This window comes from Paraburkholderia sp. EB58 (assembly GCF_050436665.1).
Lineage (GTDB): Bacteria > Pseudomonadota > Gammaproteobacteria > Burkholderiales > Burkholderiaceae > Paraburkholderia.
On sequence record NZ_JBNDMQ010000005.1, the window covers coordinates 56,791 to 74,190 of the forward strand.

General features: G+C 63.6%; 11 protein-coding genes and 1 pseudogene. 6 read left to right on the forward strand and 6 right to left on the reverse strand.

Annotated elements, in window-relative coordinates; genetic code table 11:
- Positions 1 to 100: 100 nt before the first annotated feature.
- Positions 101 to 997 carry a type 1 glutamine amidotransferase domain-containing protein gene (locus P3T40_RS09170; protein WP_429267378.1) on the reverse strand — a complete coding sequence of 299 codons (897 nt, stop codon included), beginning with the start codon at positions 995 to 997 and terminating at the stop codon, positions 101 to 103.
- 145 nt (positions 998 to 1,142) lie between these two features.
- Here P3T40_RS09170 and P3T40_RS09175 point away from each other — a divergent pair, with 145 nt between their 5' ends.
- Complete coding sequence (locus P3T40_RS09175; protein ID WP_429267379.1) at positions 1,143 to 1,622, forward strand: metallophosphoesterase family protein; 480 nt, start codon at positions 1,143 to 1,145, stop codon at positions 1,620 to 1,622.
- Between the two features lie 67 nt (positions 1,623 to 1,689).
- Here the strand turns inward: P3T40_RS09175 and proP are convergent, their stop codons facing one another.
- From proP to argA, 3 genes are all read right to left on the reverse strand, one after another.
- Entirely contained in the window at positions 1,690 to 3,192 is a 1,503-nt protein-coding gene (gene proP, locus P3T40_RS09180; protein WP_429267380.1) for a glycine betaine/L-proline transporter ProP, read from the reverse strand.
- Positions 3,193 to 3,875: 683 nt separating this feature from the next.
- Complete coding sequence (locus P3T40_RS09185) at positions 3,876 to 4,151, reverse strand: oxidative damage protection protein (RefSeq protein WP_133648312.1); 276 nt, start codon at positions 4,149 to 4,151, stop codon at positions 3,876 to 3,878.
- 136 nt (positions 4,152 to 4,287) lie between these two features.
- On the reverse strand, positions 4,288 to 5,676 hold the full coding sequence (gene argA, locus P3T40_RS09190; RefSeq protein WP_429267381.1) for an amino-acid N-acetyltransferase: 1,389 nt from the start codon (positions 5,674 to 5,676) through the stop codon (positions 4,288 to 4,290).
- Between the two features lie 23 nt (positions 5,677 to 5,699).
- Here argA and hrpA point away from each other — a divergent pair, with 23 nt between their 5' ends.
- Positions 5,700 to 10,358 carry an ATP-dependent RNA helicase HrpA gene (gene hrpA, locus P3T40_RS09195; RefSeq protein ID WP_429267382.1) on the forward strand — a complete coding sequence of 1,553 codons (4,659 nt, stop codon included), beginning with the start codon at positions 5,700 to 5,702 and terminating at the stop codon, positions 10,356 to 10,358.
- Between the two features lie 183 nt (positions 10,359 to 10,541).
- Here hrpA and P3T40_RS09200 read toward each other — a convergent pair whose 3' ends face one another.
- Positions 10,542 to 11,558: a YadA family autotransporter adhesin gene (locus P3T40_RS09200; protein WP_429267383.1), complete on the reverse strand. Its 1,017-nt coding sequence runs from the start codon at positions 11,556 to 11,558 to the stop codon at positions 10,542 to 10,544.
- Between the two features lie 119 nt (positions 11,559 to 11,677).
- A pseudogene (locus tag P3T40_RS09205) lies at positions 11,678 to 12,754 on the reverse strand (ESPR-type extended signal peptide-containing protein); the annotation flags it as partial.
- A gap of 643 nt (positions 12,755 to 13,397) precedes the next feature.
- Between P3T40_RS09205 and P3T40_RS09210 the strand changes: the two are divergent.
- The 4 genes from P3T40_RS09210 to P3T40_RS09225 all read left to right on the forward strand — a co-directional run bounded on the left by P3T40_RS09210 (position 13,398) and on the right by P3T40_RS09225 (position 17,329).
- Positions 13,398 to 14,411, forward strand: coding sequence for a beta-propeller fold lactonase family protein (locus P3T40_RS09210; RefSeq protein WP_429267384.1), 1,014 nt, complete (start codon positions 13,398 to 13,400; stop codon positions 14,409 to 14,411).
- Between the two features lie 55 nt (positions 14,412 to 14,466).
- Positions 14,467 to 15,468 (forward strand): sterol desaturase family protein, encoded by a 1,002-nt coding sequence (locus P3T40_RS09215; protein ID WP_429267385.1) that lies wholly within the window; start codon positions 14,467 to 14,469, stop codon positions 15,466 to 15,468.
- Between the two features lie 171 nt (positions 15,469 to 15,639).
- Complete coding sequence (locus tag P3T40_RS09220; protein WP_429267386.1) at positions 15,640 to 16,473, forward strand: EI24 domain-containing protein; 834 nt, start codon at positions 15,640 to 15,642, stop codon at positions 16,471 to 16,473.
- 19 nt (positions 16,474 to 16,492) lie between these two features.
- A complete protein-coding gene (locus tag P3T40_RS09225; RefSeq protein ID WP_429267387.1) occupies positions 16,493 to 17,329 on the forward strand; it encodes a competence/damage-inducible protein A in 837 nt (278 codons plus the stop codon).
- Positions 17,330 to 17,400 lie beyond the last annotated feature (71 nt).

A 17,400-nucleotide genomic window follows, 5' to 3' on the forward strand; every position in this document is an offset into this window, starting at 1 on the left:
TTTGTGATGTGTGCCGCGGCACGCGCTCGGGGCGCTGTTTTCGAAGTATCTGCCGCGGACGGCCATGTATGTAGCTGAACGGGGCCGATGAGTGCGTTCTTTAAGAGCAATTCAGACTGTCGCAGGGAATTTCAGGTGACTCGCGTTCCTCGACCAACTCGGCATAGCTTCGCGCGAAGCGATGTACGTCGCCGGGCCAGCGTGCCGAAACATAGTGGCCGTCGCGCACCACGAACGCAGGCCCTTCGTCATCGCGGCTATCGCGAGCCATGCCGCCGGTTTTGCGACGGTAGTCCGGGGCATCTGGCGGCACGTCGAGGAAATCATCGAGACGTGCCAGTGCCCGGGTCACTTCCTGCTGAACCGACATATAGCCGCGTGGCTCGCCGGGCGACTCGAGATAGGTGCGGTAATAGTGGGGATCCCAGAAGCGGGTGAAGCGCGCCAGCAGCGCGACTTTACGCTCCAGTGCCCACGTCAGGGCGGTGGTCTGCCTTCCGAACAAAACGGACCGCCCGTCGGCGCGACGGCTACGGGCGGCCAGCAGCACGCCATGACAGATTGCGCCGACCGGCTTGCCGGCCGCGAAAAACGCTGCGGTGACGGCTTGCAGACGCTCGCTCTCAAGATATTCGCGCATGCCGCGCGCACGATGACCGCCCGGCAGCAGCAGCCCGTCGAAGTCGGCGCTATTGAGCTGATCCCAACGCAACGGCCGCTGAAAGGCCGCGTCCGCGCGAAGTCGCGCATGCGCTTCGCGGGCATCCCGGCGGGCGCGCAGCAATCGACCGACAAGCGCCAGGCGCCGCAACCCCGGAATCCACCCCCACGGATCGAGACCGCGGCCGTGCAGCATCAACGCGTCGCATTCGGCAGGGCGGCCGTCGGGCGTGGCAAAACTGATCCGGTGGCCGCGGTCGCGCAGGATCTGCCAACTCACGGCGACTTCGCTGGGGTCCGCGTCCCTGGAGGGCAGGGGCATCAGAATATGAGCCATATTGTGCTGCTTCGTATCCGCTTGACGGTCATTACGGGGTCGCTGGATAACCGCTTCACTCATGCCTTGAGGCGGGGCTGAGCTAAATATAAACTGGCTCAACCCTACCGACAAAGACAGTGCCTGCCAAGGACGCAACCCGCGAATGACCACTGCCTCCACGATTACCCGCATTGGCCTGATTTCCGACACGCACAATCTCGTGCGTCCGGAAGCGCTGCTGCATCTCGCAGGGTGCGATGCGATCATTCACGCGGGGGACATCTGCGAGCAGGCAGTGCTCGATGCACTTGGACGGATCGCGCCGGTCACGGCCGTGCGCGGCAACAACGACACGGGCGACTGGGCCCGCGCATTGCCCACGCACGCTACGCTCACGGCGCAGCAGGTGACGATTCTGGTCGTGCATGACATCGCGGACGTGGGCGGCGATCCGCGCAGCAAGGGAATCGCGGTCGTGGTGACCGGGCATTCGCACAAGCCGCTGATCGACGAGCGCGACGGCGTGCTGTTCGTGAACCCGGGCAGCGCCGGGCCGCGGCGCTTCAAACTGCCGGTGTCGGCGGGACTGCTGATCGTGGACGGCGCGCGCGCGACGGCTACGCTCCATTCGCTGCTGACGTAAAAAACGGACCGCACATGCTAAGACACGTGCGGTCCGTTTCGATAGCCGCTTGCATTGCGCGATGCGATTACGCCCGCGCCGTAGCACCCGACGCATAGTTCTCATCCATCTCTTCGGCCTCGCGTTCACCGCGCAGCACGGCGTGTGCTTCGGCGCGGGTGGCCACGCAAGGACCCGACCCGAGCAGCGGCTGGCGGGCGGTTTCGCGCAAGGCGAGCACCGAGACGATCCCGATCAGCGATGCGCCCATCAGGTAGTACGCGGGCATCATCAGATTGCCAGTGCGATCGACGAGCCATGCGGTCACGAGCGGCGTGGTGCCGCCGAACAGCGAGACGGAGAGATTGAAGCCGATCGCGAGCGCGCCGTAACGGATGCGGGTGGGGAAGAGCGCCGGCAGCGCCGACGGCATCACGCCGGTGAAGCACGACAGCAGCACGCCAAGGATCAGCAGCCCGCCAAACACCGGCAACATCGTGCCCGTGCGGATCAGCAGCAGAGCCGGAATCGACAGCGCGAACAGGCCAACACAGCCGAACAGCATCACCGGTTTGCGGCCGATCGTGTCGGACAGGCGGCCGGCGAACAGCGTCATCGGCATCATCAGCACCATCACGAGCAGCACGAGAAAGAGGCCATGCGTCTCGTCGAAGTGCAGCGTCGACGACAGGTAGCTCGGCAGATACGACAGCGCCATGTAGTCGGTCACGTTGAAGATCAGCACGAGGCCGACGCACAGCAGCAGCGGCTTCCACTGCTTCACTAGCAGGTCGCGCAGGCTTTGCTTGGGCAGCGCCTTGTCTTCCGCTTCACGCGCGTGAGCCTGCTTCTTGAACGCGGGCGTTTCTTCGAGCTTCATACGGATGTAGAGGCCCACTAGACCCAGCGGCCCGGCGATCAGGAACGGCACGCGCCAGCCCCACGACAACAGCGCCTCGTGCGACAGCGTGGCTGTCAACACCGCGACGGTACCGGCGCCGAGCACATAGCCGATCAGTGTGCCGAACTCGAGGAAGCTGCCCATGAAGCCGCGGCGCTTGTCGGTCGAGAATTCGGCGATGAAGGTCGCGGCGCCGCCGTATTCGCCGCCGGTGGAGAAGCCTTGCACCAGACGCGCGATGAGCAGCAGGGCTGGCGCGAGGATGCCGATCGAGGCATAGCTCGGAATCAGCCCGATCGCAAAGGTGCCGGCGGCCATCATTATCATGGTCATCGCGAGTACGCGCTGACGGCCGATGCGGTCGCCGAGCGGTCCGAACACCATGCCGCCGATTGGGCGCACGAGGAAGGCTGCCGCGAAGGTGCCGAAGGTGGCGATCAACTGCGCAGAGGGACTGCTCGACGGGAAAAACACCCGGCCGAGTGTGACGGCGATGTAGCTGTACACGCCGAAGTCGAACCATTCCATCGCGTTGCCTAGCGCCATCGCGCCGACCGCACGTTTCAGGAGGGATTTGTCGACGACCGTGATGTCGTCGAGGGTGAGGCGTTGTTGTTGGTTTTTGTGTCGCCAGAAGCCGTTGCTGGAAGCGGTCAAGGTGAAAACTCCAATGACTGCGACGAAACTCATGAAAACGCGCATGAACGTTCCGCCACGGGTGCTGGGAAAGTGCAGTTTCGCGAACCGGGCGAGGGCGATGCCGAGGCCGTGATGGGCAGACAAGGGCGTAAAAACGGAAACGCCGCTGCCAGGCACATCGCCTACGCGCATGTCGCAAACGCGCATGTCGCGAAATTGCACTGCTCTAGGTGCTGCTGATTGTTTGCATCTGCGTGGCCGTGGAAGGGGGGCAGATGCATGAGGACGCTGGGGAAGCCTGAAACCGCCCGGGCGCCGCTGAAAGGCTTGGAACGAAAAAGGCCGGTGATGAGCGCGAGGATCTCGCGACGTGACCGACAAGCCTTCTTGTATAAAAACTGCTCAATCCGATGTGAGTCGCGCACGGCGCCGCACAGTAAATTGAACGCGAAATGATGGTGAATTACTGTTGGAACGGTGCACATGATAGCACGATGACGGAGGATCGTGCAAACCGAGAGGCCCGCCGAGGGGTGTCCGAGGCGGCTTGATCCTTTATGGGGCGCGGGATCCGGGCGAGTGTGAGAATTTGAAACGCGGGCTTAAAAGCGGCCTGCCGAGCGCGCCGCTGGATGGCGCGTTTCACGTCGAACGGGCAAAAAAATCCGCGCACACGGCGCGGATTCTTCGTCAAAGGACATGCAGATATGCGTGCTCCGCGGTCGGCCAGCAGATCAGCTCTGCGACGGCGGCACGTAACCCGAAGCCTGATCGGCGCCTTCGCCGAAGAAGAACTTCTCGGTCTGCTTCATCAGGTACTGGCGCGCACGCGGATCGGCCATATTCAGGCGATTTTCGTTGATCAGCATGGTTTGCTGCTTGAGCCATGCCTGCCAGGCTTCCTTCGAGATGCTTTCGTAGATCCGCTTGCCGAGTTCGCCGGGCAGCGGCGGGAAATCGAGGCCTTCGGCTTCCTTGCCGAGCTTCGCGCATTGAACCATACGAGCCATGCTGTGCTTCTCCTGTGTCGACCGGAGTAAGTGCTTCAGCACTTACTCCGGTCCCATAAAAAATAGTTACTGTATCAATGTGGGGGCGCTGTTGCGCGCTGTTGCGTTATCGGGCAGTCGCTCTATATGGGGCCGCTCACAGCTGTTTCATCAGCACGAGCGACTTGCGCTGCCAGTTATAGAGGCGGCGGCGATCTTCCGGCAGGTCGTCGACCGTAGCCTTCACAAAGCCGCGTTTCAGGAACCAGTGTTCGGTGCGCGTCGTCAGCACGAAAATGCGTGTGAGTCCGCGCGCGCGGGCGCGCTGCTCGATGCGCTTGAGCAGCCGCTCGCCGTCGCCGGTGCCTTGCGCTTCGGGTGCGACCGTGAGGCACGCCATTTCGCCGATGCGTTCCTGCGTGTACGGATAGAGCGCCGCGCAGCCGAACAGCACGCCATCGTGCTCGATCACCGAGAAATGGTCGATGTCGCGTTCGATCTGGTGGCGGCCGCGCCGCACGAGGGTACCGTCCGATTCGAGCGGCTCGATCAGCGCCAGAATGCCGCCGACGTCGTCCGGCGTCGCTTCGCGCAGGCTTTCGAGGTTCTCGTACGAGATCATCGTGCCCACGCCATCGTGCAGGAACAGTTCAAGCAGCAGGCTGCCGTCGAGCGCGTAGGGGATGATGTGCGCCCGCGCCACGCCGCCGCGGCAGGCGCGGATCGAGTGCTTCAGATAAAAACCGGCGTCGCCGGTGACTTCGCCGCTTTCATGCAGCTTGTACGCGTCGTCGAGCGACAGTTCGCGCATCAGTTCGGGACCGTCTTCGCCCTCCTGCATCAGGCCCGGCGTTTCAGTCAGGAACACGATCTTGTCGGCGCGCAGCGCGATAGCGGCGGCTGAGGCGACGTCTTCCATGGCCAGATTGAACGCTTCGCCAGTGGGCGAGAAGCCGAGCGGCGAGAGCAGCACCAGCTTGCGGCTCGCGAGCGAATGGCGGATCGAATCCGCGTCGATCTTGCGCACCACGCCGGTGTGGGCGAAGTCGACCCCGTCCAGAATGCCGACCGGCCGTGCCGTCACGAAGTTGCCGGACACCACGCTGATGTGCGCGTGCGCCATCGGCGTGTTCGGCAAGCCCTGGCTGATGGCGGCCTCGATGTCCAGACGCACTTCGCCGGCCGCTTCTTTCGCGGATTCGAGCGCGCGCGCATCGGTGATGCGCATGCCGTGCGAAAACTCGGACTCCACGCCGTGCAGGCTCATCTGCTCTTCGACCTGCGGTCGCGAGCCGTGGACGAGCACGATCTGGATGCCCATGGCCTGCAACAGCGCGATGTCGGAGACGAGCGCATTCAGGAGCCCCTGATGCACCACTTCGCCGCCGAACCCGACGACGAACGTCTTGTTGCGGAACGCGTGAATATAGGGGGCAACCGAACGCATCCAGTCGACGAATTGCGCGTGTTGCGAGTCGGATTCCGAAGCGCCGGACGGGGCCGGAACGCTCGCGGGCGTGGGGACGAGGTCGGTTTGGGAATTCATGCCCGGGATTATAATGCGCCCCCATGTCGAATGTACCCAAAACTCCCGCTCCGGCGAACGAGAAAACGGCGCGAGACGCCGGATCAGATCCATCGCGCGAGTCGCTCGGCGAGGCAGAGCGTCGTGCGCGCGCCGCTGGCGGCGCGCAGCAACAGCCTCAGCCAGGGCAGAAGTCGCCGCAGGCACGGCAGCAGCCGCGCGAGCCGCGTCGCGAGCAAGGCGCTGACCCGAAAGCGTCACAGAAGCCGGATCAATCGCAACGCCGCCGTGGTGAGGCGGGGGCACCCGCAGGAAAAACAACGCAAGCGCAACCGCAGCGCTCGCGCGATGACGCTCGCCGGCCGGTGGGGGCAGGTCAGGGGCCGGATCAACGCGGGCGGAATACGCCCCGCGATGCGCAGGACGTAGCGAGGCCGGCGCGTGCCACCGGCGCTGGAGCTTCGCCGGCTGCGGGGCAGCGAACGGGCCAGCAGCGGACCAGCGAAGGAGGGCCGCAAGCGACCGCGCAGCGGACGCAGGGCGAGCGACAGCAAGCGGTCCAGCAAGGGGGCGGTCAGCGAACCAGCGAAGCGCGACAGCAAACCACCCCGCACGCTGGCCAGTCGCGCCGCGCCGACGCCGAACGCGAACCGCGCGCGCCTCGTCCGCCACGCCCCGTGCGCACGGTCGAGCCCAATCCGATTCCCCCGATCACCTTCCCCGAAGCGCTGCCGGTCTCGGGCCGGCGCGAAGAAATCGCCCGTGCGATTGCGGACAATCAGGTCGTGATCGTTTGCGGCGAGACGGGCTCGGGCAAAACCACCCAGTTGCCGAAAATCTGTCTCGGGCTTGGGCGCGGGCTCGGTGCGGGCGGCTCGGGCCTGATTGGCCATACGCAGCCGCGCCGGATCGCGGCATCGGCGACGGGCCGGCGCATCGCCGAGGAACTCGGCACGCCGTTCGGCGAAGTGGTCGGCTACAAGGTGCGCTTCACCGACAATCTGTCGCCGGGGGCGTCGATCAAGCTGATGACCGACGGCATTCTGCTCGCCGAAACGCAAACCGATCCGCTGCTCAAGGCCTACGACACGCTGATCATCGACGAAGCGCACGAGCGCAGCCTGAACATCGATTTCCTGCTCGGTTACTTGCGCGAGATTCTGCCTAAGCGCCCCGATCTGAAAGTGATCGTGACCTCGGCAACCATTGATGCGGACCGTTTCGCGCGTCACTTCGGCAGCGAAGAGAAACCGGCGCCGGTGATCGAGGTGAGCGGCCGTCTATACCCCGTCGAAGTGCGCTATCGCCCGGTGGCGGAAGACAGTCCGGCGGTGAAATCGGCGGAAGGCTCCTCTTCCTCATCGTCATCGCGCGAACGGCCCAAATCGCAGCGCGAGACCGATCGCGACCTGATGGACGCAATCATCGATGCAGTGGATGAACTGTGCCGCGAAGGCCCCGGCGACGTGCTGGTGTTTTTGCCCGGCGAGCGTGAAATCCGTGACGCCGCCGAGGCACTGCGCAAGCACCATCCGCCGCATACGGAAATTCTGCCGCTGTTTGCGCGCCTGTCGGCGGCGGAGCAGGAGCGCGTGTTCCGTTCTTCCAACGCGCGGCGCATCGTGCTGGCTACGAACGTGGCGGAAACCTCGCTGACGGTGCCGGGGATTCGCTATGTTGTCGATACGGGTCTGGCGCGCGTGAAGCGCTACTCGTATCGCAACAAGGTCGAGCAGTTGCAGGTCGAATCCATCTCGCAGGCTGCGGCCAATCAGCGAGCGGGACGTTGCGGCCGGGTCGCCGACGGCGTGTGCATCCGCCTGTACGAGGAAACCGATTTCCAGTCGCGCGTACGCTTCACTGATCCGGAGATTCTGCGTTCGTCGCTCGCGTCCGTGATTCTGCGGATGAAGTCGCTGCATCTGACCGCAATCGAAACCTTCCCGTTCATCGAGCCGCCTCCTGGCCGCGCGATCGCCGATGGCTATCAGCTGCTCAATGAGCTTGGCGCCGTTGACGACGACAACGAGCTCACGCCGCTTGGCCGCGAACTCGCGCGTTTGCCGCTCGATCCGCGTGTCGGCCGCATGATTCTGGCCGCTCGTGACCAGCAGGCGCTGCGCGAAGTGCTGATCATCGCGAGCGCGCTGTCGGTGCAGGATCCGCGCGACCGGCCTATCGAAGCGCAGGAGCAGGCCGATCAGGCGCACCGCCGCTTCGCCGACGAGCGCTCCGAATTCCTGCAATGGCTCAAAATCTGGAACTGGTTCGAAGAAGCGATCGCGCACAAGAAGTCGAATAGGCAACTGCAGGACGAGTGTCGCGCGAATTTCCTCTCGCAACTGCGCCTGCGCGAATGGCGCGACGTGCATTCGCAATTGTTGACGGTGGTGCGCGAACACGGCTGGCGCATCAACGAAGCCGAGGCCACTTTCGAACAGATTCACCTCGCGCTCTTGACCGGATTGCTCGGCAATATCGGCCTGAAAGCCGACGACGAGCCTTACTACCTCGGCGCGCGCACCATCAAGTTCTATCTGTGGCCGGGTTCGGCGCTGGTGAAAAAAGCCGGGCGTTGGGTGATGGCCGCTGAACTGGTCGAGACGAGCCGGCTGTACGCGCGATGTATCGCGAAGATCGAGCCGGAGTGGATCGAACAGATCGGCGCGCATCTGCTGAAGAAGTCCCTCTCGGAGCCGCATTGGGAAAAGCGCGCGGCGCAGGTGTCGGCGTATGAGCGCGCCGTGCTGTACGGTCTGCCGATTTACCACCGGCGGCGCGTGAGCTTCGGCAAGCAGGACCCGTCGCGGGCGCGCGAGTTGTTCATTCGCGGCGCGCTGGTGGAGGGCGAGTTCGATACCAGGCTCGCGTTCTTCGCACACAACCGCAAGCTCCTCGCAGATATCGAGCAGCTCGAACACAAATCACGCCGCCAGGACGTGCTGGTCGACGATGAACTGATTTACGGCTTCTACGATCAGGCGCTCCCGCAGGGCATTTACACGGGCGCGTCGTTCGAGCGCTGGTATCGCGACGAAGTGAAGAAGAGCGGCCAGCCGGAAGACAAATTGCGTCTGCTGTACCTGTCGCGTGACGATCTGATGCGCCACGAGGCCGCTGGCGTTACGACGGACCTGTTTCCGAAGCGGATGACGATGGCCGGCGTCGAGATGGCGCTGACCTATCACTTCGAGCCCGGTTCGCCGCGCGATGGCGTAACGCTTGCCGTGCCGCTCTACGCATTGAACCAGGTGGATGCGCGGCGCTGCGAATGGCTCGTGCCGGGCATGCTGAAGGAAAAGACGCAACTGCTGCTCAAGTCCTTGCCGCAGAAGCTGCGGCGTCATTGTGTGCCGCTGCCGGAATATGCGGCTGGTTTTGTCGACCGCACGGGTGGTCAGCGCTTCGGCGCGGGCGGCTTGCTGGAGGCGCTGATTGCCGATGTCCGAGAGCAGACCCAGGTCGCGATGAAGCAGTCGGACTTCAAGCTCGAGACCTTGCCGGCACATCTGTTCATGAACTTCAAGGTCGTGGACGAGCATGGGCGGCAGCTCGCCATGGGCCGCAATCTGGCGCAACTGCGCGCGGAACTGGGCGGCCAGGCGCAGCAGCATTTTCAGAAGATTGCGGCCGGGGCGGCGGGCGTGGCATTGGCGGGTGCTGGTGGCGGGTTCGGCGCCGCTTCCGGCGATAGCGGGCACGGCCAGGGCGGCGGTCCGCGTGGGCAAGCGGGTGGCGCAGGTGGTGCGGGCTCATCGTCACGCGATACAGGAGCGGGTCGGGCAGCACGCGGACCAGGTGGCGTGCCGGTTCCGCAAACTGCGTCGCAGGAAGGATCGACGACTACCGCGCTCTACGAAAAACTGACCACGTGGAATTTCGGCAAGCTGCCGGAGTTGCTGGAAATCCGCCGCGGCGGCCAGACGCTGTTCGGCTATCCCGCGCTGGTTGATCGCGGCACGCATTGCGACGTCGAAGTATTCGATTCACCGGACGAAGCCGCGCGTATCCATCGTGCGGGCCTACGGCGCTTGTTCGCGCTGCAGTTGAAGGAGCCGATCAAGTACCTGGAGAAGAACCTGCCGGGTCTGCGCGAGATGGCGATGCAGTTCATGCCGCGCGGCACGCAGGAAGAACTGCGCGACCAGTTGATCGACACCGCGCTCGATCGCGCCTGTCTGCAGGATCCGCTGCCGGACGACGACGTGACGTTCCACACGCGTCGCGACGAAGGGCGCAGCCGCCTCACCTTGCTGGCGCAGGAAATCGCGCGGCTGATTGGGCAGATTCTGACCGAATACGCGAGCGTGACCAAAAAGCTCGTGCAGGCGAAGACGTTTGCGGCGGCCCATGCGGATATGCTGAACCAGCTCGACGCGTTGATCGGCAAACGCTTTGTGATCGACACACCGTATACGCAACTCGCGCACTTTCCGCGCTATCTGAAGGGCATCGCGCTGCGTATCGACAAGCTGAAAGCCGACTCGGCTCGTGACGCGCGGCAGTTCGCCGAGTTTCAACCGTTGCTGCAGAACTATCAGCGGGCGCTCGCGCAGCGCGGCGGGGTGATGGATTCGCGGCTGTCGGAATTCCGCTGGTTGCTGGAGGAACTGCGGATTTCGCTGTTCGCGCAGGAGTTGCGCACGCCGATGCCGGTTTCGGTGAAGCGTCTGTACAAGGTGTGGGAGTCGATGCAGAGGTAAGCGGGCTGGCGCTGCGCGTGCAAGATTGCGTGCCTAGTCGGCAATTCGCTCGGCCAGTCGCGGCGCACATAAAAAAACGCGACATCGACTCTTCCGAATCGATGTCGCGCAAAAGATGCAGTCCGCCCGGACCTGCATCCACTCGCTGCTTACCGTTATGGGTCCAGGCAAGACCTCCGTTGTTTACCAGTGCATCCCTGCGCCAATCGACGCGCCGAACTGACCACGTGAATCACTGGTGCCTTGCACCTTGTAGACCCACTTGCCGGTCTCGGACAGTTGCGACACGCCAAGCGCGACCGCCGACTGGCCGGCATACGTGCCGCCTGCGACCGCCACCATGCCATGACCGGGCAGAACGGCCTGCGGCAGACCCGCAGCGGCCAGCGCCGATGCCGTGCCGCCGTAGGAGTCGCGAAGAGCGGAGCGGATCTGGTCATCCGTGTAGCTCTTCGACTCGCCCAGCGCGCTGCTCATGCCCTGATTCAACTGGTTGACGTTGACGGCGTCCGTGCCTTGCACGCCGGCTGCAACGTTGGTGATCTGGCGTTCGCTGCCGGCTGCGCCGACTGATACTGTGTTCGCGCGATCTGCCACCGAACCTTGACCCAATGCAACCGCGTTGTCGGCGCTGGCGTTCGCGCCTGCACCGAGGGCCGTGGCGTTGCTGCCGCTTGCGACCGAGTTCGCACCGACGGCGACCGCGTTCGTGCCGCTTGCCTGTGCGTTCGCGCCGGCCGCGATCGAATGCGTGCCGGATGATTGAGCGGCTTCGGTGTTGGTGTCGCCGTTGGCGCTGAAGAACGCGCTACCGGTGTTGCCCGCGATGTTGCTGATCGCGCTGCCGATAGCTGCATCCAACTGGCCGAGGTTGACTGCGTCGGTTGCGACCACGCCATCCGCGACGTTGTGGATGACCGTGCCACTGTCGCCGCCCAGCGTGACGCTGTTTTTGTTGACGGAGCCGTCTGCGTTGGTGTCGTACATCACCGCGCCGTCGACCTTCGCGGCTGTTGCTGCTGCCTGGCTGGCGACGGCGTTCAACTGGTTGACGTTGACCGCATCCGTGCCTTCGACGCCCGCGGCGACGTTGGTGATCTGGCGTTCGCTGCCAGCGGATCCGACGGAGACGGTGTTGGCACGGTCGGCCACGGAGCCTTGACCCAAGGCGACGGAGCCGTCGGCGCTGGCGGTGGCCATGTTGCCGAGTGCAGCGCTACCAAAGCCCGTTGCCAAGGCATTGGTGCCGATCGCGGTAGAGACGGGCCGTCGGCAACAGCGCTTGCGCCTTGACCGATTGCGATTGAACCGCCGGACGTGGCGGTCGAGAAGTTGCCAAGCGCGACGCTACCGAGCGCCGTTGCGGATGCATTGGTGCCGATTGCCGTCGCGGCCGGGCCGGATGCGAGCGCGCCGTCGCCGACTGCGGTATCGCCCGACTGGCTGGCAACGGAATTGGCGCCGAGCGCAGTCGAGTTGTCGCCGGTTGCGCTGGCGTTTGCACCAGCCGCGACCGCTTGCTTGCCGCTGGCGGCTGCGTCGTCTGTGCCGTCAGTGAGACCGGTTGCCTTGAAGTAGTGCATCGTGCCGCTTTGGGCGATGTCGTTGACCTCGGTGCTGATGCTGCTAACCTGGCCGCCGATCGTGGTGACCTGGTTGCTGAGGTTGTTGACCTGGCCGCTGATCGTGGTGACCTGGCCGTTGACGTTGCTGACCTCGGCGTCGACCGCACTCAACTGGCTGACGTTGACCGCGTCGCTGGGGGCCGAGCCGGCGGCGACGTTGGTCACGCGCCGTTCCTGTCCTGCGGAGCCCACTGAGACTTCGCCTGCTGCGCTTGCCGCTGCGATCGCCGTGGCGCCAGGACCGTTCGGCGTGTAAGCAGTCGTGGTGAGGTCGGCACCCGTGGTCGAATTTGCACCCAGTGCAACGCTGTTGGGGCTCGCGGCGGTCGCAGCATAGCCGATCGCAACCGAATTGGACCCCTTTGCTACTGCACCTGTGCCAATAGCTGTCCCGTTGACGCCATATACCGTCGCCAGGTCGCCGACCGCCGTGCTGAAATCAACCAGAGCCCACGACGAGGCGCCGATGGCGGTGGAACTGTTGCCCACTGCTGCCGCATTTACGCCAGCGGCAACCGATGCCACGCCTCCTGCTGCCGCGGTGTGGTCCGTTGACGGATTCCCGCCGGTGGCATCAAAAAATGCAGTAGCCGCATCGCCAGCCGCATACGCTGCCGACCCACCGGCCATCAACACCGCCCCCGCCAACACCGCCTGCGCCATCACCAGCTTGCGCGAGGTCCCACGCTTGGTCTTCGAGCGTGCCGTTTCCGACGTGGCGACCCACGCGCCCGTCGTTTCATTCCAAACCGATTTGTGAATTCTGTTCATTCTTTAACAAACTCCGCGGTGTTACTCACGTGGATAACGCGTAATTACATTCTGATCTGGTAACGGCGCCATCGCCCTTATAGGTCGCGCACAAAATTTGACATACCGACCGCGGTTATTCCGGCTGTTTAGGTCCTGCTGAAATTTTCTGCGCGTCCAGATCGAATGCGTCACGCGCTTGTTTCCACAGGGATTAAGGGTATGGGCGATGATCGGCGGCATTGTCAGGCTGGGCGGCCTTGGGTCGATATAAGTTAATTCTTAAATCGTGTGCGCAGACGTGATTTTGTTTTTATGAATGTAAATCAATGTTTTAAAATAGGAACAATAGAGAAACATCTCATCAATTCTTATTGATACCGCGAGTAAATAAGAAAGTTAAGTTTTGTTGATTTGTGATTAATATGTCAGGCGCGGCTGCATTAACCCGAACGCTATAAAAGCAAACCGCTTCCAATTGTTTTTCCGGGTCGTTCCTCGATAGCGAGCGTCAGGCTCGACCACACAGCCAAGCCAGGATGTCCCATGACCCAGCCACCCCGGTCTCCCGCGCGTGTTTGCCGCCGCTCAAACCCCGACTTGCATCAACCGTGCACGCTTACAAACGGTCTACAATGCCGGCTGTTCTCCGAAGTGAGCTTTCATGCGCAAATTTCTTTTTCCCGGCCTCTCCGCCACGTTCGCCGCCAGCGCCGCGCTGGTGGCCGCTGCAGGCCTGTTTTCCCCGGCCGCCCACGCCAGCAACGTGATTGTGCTCAATTCCGGCGAAGCCACGCTCAGCCTGATCGACGAGGCGACGCACCAGCTGGTCGGAACGGTGCCGACCGGCAAAGAGCCGCATCACCTGATGGCGACGCCGGACAATTCCTCGTTGATCGTCGCGAATTCGGTCTCGAACAACCTGATGTTCGTCGACCCGAAAACCGGCAAGGTGCAGCGCTGGGTCGAGAACATCGAAGATCCGTATCAGATCGGTTTCTCGCCTGACAAGAAGTGGGTCGTGACAACGGGCTTGCGGCTCGACCGCCTCGACATTTACCACTATGACGGGCACGACATGACGCTCGCGAGTCGCCTGCCGCTCGCCGTGATGCCGAGCCATATGGCGTTTTCGAACGACAGCAAAACCGTGTTCGTCACGTTGCAGGTTTCGGGCGAACTGGCCGCGATCGATCTCGCGACCCAGCAGGTCAAGTGGAAGATGAAAGTCGGCAAGGTGCCGGCCGGCCTGTGGATGACGCCCGGCGACAAATATCTGCTGATCGGCATGACCGGCGCGGATTACGTCGCGGTGGTGGACTGGCGCAACCAGAAGATCGTCAAGACGATCCAGACCGGCAACGGCGCGCACAACTTCCGCTCGCTTGCCGATGGCAAGCACGTGGCAGTGTCCAATCGCGTCGCGAGCACCATCAGCATCATCGACGAAGACACGCTCACCAACGTCGGCGATATCACCGGGCTGATGCCGGGGCCGGACGACATGGAACTGTCGGCGGACAAGCGCTATCTGTGGGTCACGTTCCGTTTTGCGAAGCACGTCGGCATCATCGATCTGACCACGCGCAAGCTGATCCAGACGATCGCTGTGGGCCGCTCGCCGCACGGCATCTATTTCTACGACCGCGCGCCGGTAACGGCGCCCAACGGCGCATGAGTGGGCAGCAGGGCGGGCCGGCGGCGCAAGGCGAGGCAGGACGAGGACGGGCAGCATGCTGCATCTGATCGTCTCGGCGCTCGATAGCCTGGTCTCGGCGGTGCAGACCATGCTGTACGTCGACGTGGTGCAGCCGCTGCTGTTCCGCTTCAATCTGATGGACTACGACGAGGACACGTACGACAGCCTCTACTGGGTGATCGTCGGTGTCTTCGAAGTGCTGGCGATGTACGCGCTGCTGCGCCCGCTCGAGGCGTTGCGTCCGGCCGAGCGGTGGGAGAACCGCAAGGCGGTGCGCGTCGACGTGATCTACACGTGGATCGCGAAACTCGGCATCCTGAACCTGCTCTTCTTCTTTGCGCTGCGGCCCCTGTTCGACAACGTGCAGGCGTGGCTACGCCTGCACGATATCTCGAACGTCGACTTCGACAATCTGTGGCCCGGCGTCACCACGCAGCCCGTCGTCACGTTCCTGCTCTATCTGCTGGTGCTGGATTTCGCCGGCTACTGGTACCACCGCTGGGAGCATCGCATCGGGCTCTGGTGGGAACTGCATGCGGTGCATCACAGCCAGCGGCAGATGTCACTCTGGTCCGATGACCGCAATCATTTGCTCGACGATCTGCTGCAAGCGTCGTTCTTTGCGGCCATCGCGCTGGTGATCGGCGTGCCGCCGTCGCAGTTCGTTGTACTGGTGGCGATCACCAATCTCGCGCAGAGCGTGCAGCACGCGAATATCCGGCTGTATTTCGGCTGGCTGGGCGAACGGCTCGTCGTCAGTCCCACGTTCCATCGGCGCCATCATGCGATGGGCTACGGCCATGAAGGTCTGAAGTACGGCTGCAACTTCGGGGTGCTGTTTCCCTGGTGGGACATGCTGTTCGGCAGCGTGTCGTGGAACCGCGAGATTGAGCCGACCGGCATTCGTGACCAGCTCGACGGCCGGCAATACGGCGAAGGCTTCTGTGCCCAGCACGGGCTGGCGTTCGTGCGCATCGCCGGACGCCTGTCGCAGAAGAACCGCAGCGCTTCGGGCAACGACCCCGCCTCAGTCTGATCCGCCATTTTTACCTCCCCGTCCGCCCCTGGTACCGGCGGCACGGAGTGAGGCACTACCGACGCTCCGTTGCGTGGTTTATCCTGTGCAGACTTCGCGCGTCGCTTTTTCGCGCTGGATTTTTCCCGGCTTGCTTTTGTCCTATCGTTTCGCTCACTCGCACTGGCTCGCATGAATGATCTGTTGCGCTCGTTCGGCCGCGCGCTGGCAAGCGCGCTCCACCCGCGCATGCTCTGGCTGACCTTCTTGCCGTTTTTTACGGCGACGGTCGTATGGGGCGTGATTCTCTGGTTTTCCTGGCAAACGCTGATCGGCACGACACGCGTCTGGCTCGAAAGCTGGTCGTTCACGACCACCCTTTATCACCTGTTCGATTGGCTCGGTTTTTCTGCGCTGCATGCCGTGCTCGCGCCATTCATTGTGATTGCTGTGGCAATTCCGCTGATCGTGGTGACCATCCTGCTGCTGATCGCCACGCTGTCGATGCCGGGCGTGATCCGTCATCTGTCCGCGCGGCAATTCGTCGGCCTCGAGATGCGCCGTGGCGGAACGTGGTACGGTAGTCTCGCGCAGGCGCTTTGGACCACACTCGTCTGCCTCGTGTTGCTGGTCGTCACGTTGCCGTTGTGGCTGATCCCGCCGTTCTTCGCGCTGATTCCGCCGCTGCTGTGGGGCTGGCTCACCTACCGGGTGATGACATACGACGCGCTCGCCTTGCATGCAAGCCGCGACGAGCGGCGCGCGCTGGTGCGGCGCTACCGCTTGCCGCTGCTGCTGATCGGCGTCGCAAGCGGCTTGCTGGGTTCGCTGCCGACGTTGCTATGGGCCACGTCGGTCTGGCTGATTGTGCTGTTCCCCGTGATCACGGCCGTGACGATCTGGATCTATGCGTTCATCCTCGTCTTTTCGGCGCTATGGTTCGGCTATTACTGTCTGCGCGCGTTGCAGCGCATGCGCGCGGAAGAGCAGGGCGCCCGTCACGCGGCGTCCGTGGTTCCCTACTGAATTTATCTGCGAGGCGGCAATGGCATTTGGCGTCATCATCATAGGCGACGAAATCCTGTCGGGCAGGCGGGTCGACAAGCACCTGCCGAAGGTTATCGAACTGCTGACCGCGCGCGGCCTGTCGCTCGGCTGGGCTGAGTACATCGGCGACGAGCCGGAGCGCATCACGGCTACGCTGCGCCGCAGCTTCGCCTCCGGCGACATCGTGTTCTCGACGGGCGGCATCGGCGCCACGCCGGACGATCACACGCGTCAGTGCGCGGCCGCCGCGCTCGGCGTGCCGCTCGAGTTGCATCCGGAAGCGGCGGAGCTGATCCGCGAACGGATTCGCGACACGCATCCGGCCAGTTCGCCCAACCCCGTGGATCTCGATTCGCCGGACAATCGTCACCGTCTCAACATGGGCACGTATCCGCAGGGCGCGTCGATCATTCCGAACGGCTACAACAAGATCCCAGGCTTTTCGGTGGGCGATCACCACTTCGTGCCGGGCTTCCCGGTGATGGCGTGGCCGATGATCGAGTGGGTGCTGGACACGAAGTACGCGCATCTGCACCACGCCATGCCGCACGCGGAAAAGTCCTTGCTGGTGTTCGAGCTGCCGGAATCGACGCTGACGCCGCTGATGGAAAAGATCGAGCATGATTTCCCCAGCGTGCGGGTGTTCAGCTTGCCGAGCGTCGGCGATGCGGAGCGCGGCGGCATCTATGCGCGGCGGCATATCGATCTGGGTGTGAAGGGCGAGCCGGAGGCGGTCGCCGCAGCGTTCGTGAAGCTGCGCGAGGGCGTGCATCTGCTCGGTGGCGATATCGTCGAGCCGGAAGCGGCGGCGGCCGCAGGCAAGCCGCGTAGCTGAGGGCTGGGCCTGCCCGGTTTGCTGCACCACAGAATGAACCTCTGGCGGTGCAGACTCAAAGCCCCGCGCGC

Bases quoted from the DNA above. Each gene is read 5' to 3' on its own strand.
- P3T40_RS09225 (WP_429267387.1), top strand. From the start codon at position 16,493: ATGGCATTTGGCGTCATCATCATAGGCGACGAAATCCTGTCGGGCAGG.
- P3T40_RS09170 (WP_429267378.1), bottom strand. From the start codon at position 997: ATGGCTCATATTCTGATGCCCCTGCCCTCCAGGGACGCGGACCCCAGC.
- P3T40_RS09215 (WP_429267385.1), top strand. From the start codon at position 14,467: ATGCTGCATCTGATCGTCTCGGCGCTCGATAGCCTGGTCTCGGCGGTG.
- proP (WP_429267380.1), bottom strand. From the start codon at position 3,192: ATGAGTTTCGTCGCAGTCATTGGAGTTTTCACCTTGACCGCTTCCAGC.
- P3T40_RS09200 (WP_429267383.1), bottom strand. From the start codon at position 11,558: ATGGCCACCGCCAGCGCCGACGGCTCCGTCGCCTTGGGTCAAGGCTCC.
- P3T40_RS09175 (WP_429267379.1), top strand. From the start codon at position 1,143: ATGACCACTGCCTCCACGATTACCCGCATTGGCCTGATTTCCGACACG.
- argA (WP_429267381.1), bottom strand. From the start codon at position 5,676: ATGAATTCCCAAACCGACCTCGTCCCCACGCCCGCGAGCGTTCCGGCC.
- P3T40_RS09210 (WP_429267384.1), top strand. From the start codon at position 13,398: ATGCGCAAATTTCTTTTTCCCGGCCTCTCCGCCACGTTCGCCGCCAGC.
- P3T40_RS09220 (WP_429267386.1), top strand. From the start codon at position 15,640: ATGAATGATCTGTTGCGCTCGTTCGGCCGCGCGCTGGCAAGCGCGCTC.
- P3T40_RS09185 (WP_133648312.1), bottom strand. From the start codon at position 4,151: ATGGCTCGTATGGTTCAATGCGCGAAGCTCGGCAAGGAAGCCGAAGGC.
- hrpA (WP_429267382.1), top strand. From the start codon at position 5,700: ATGTCGAATGTACCCAAAACTCCCGCTCCGGCGAACGAGAAAACGGCG.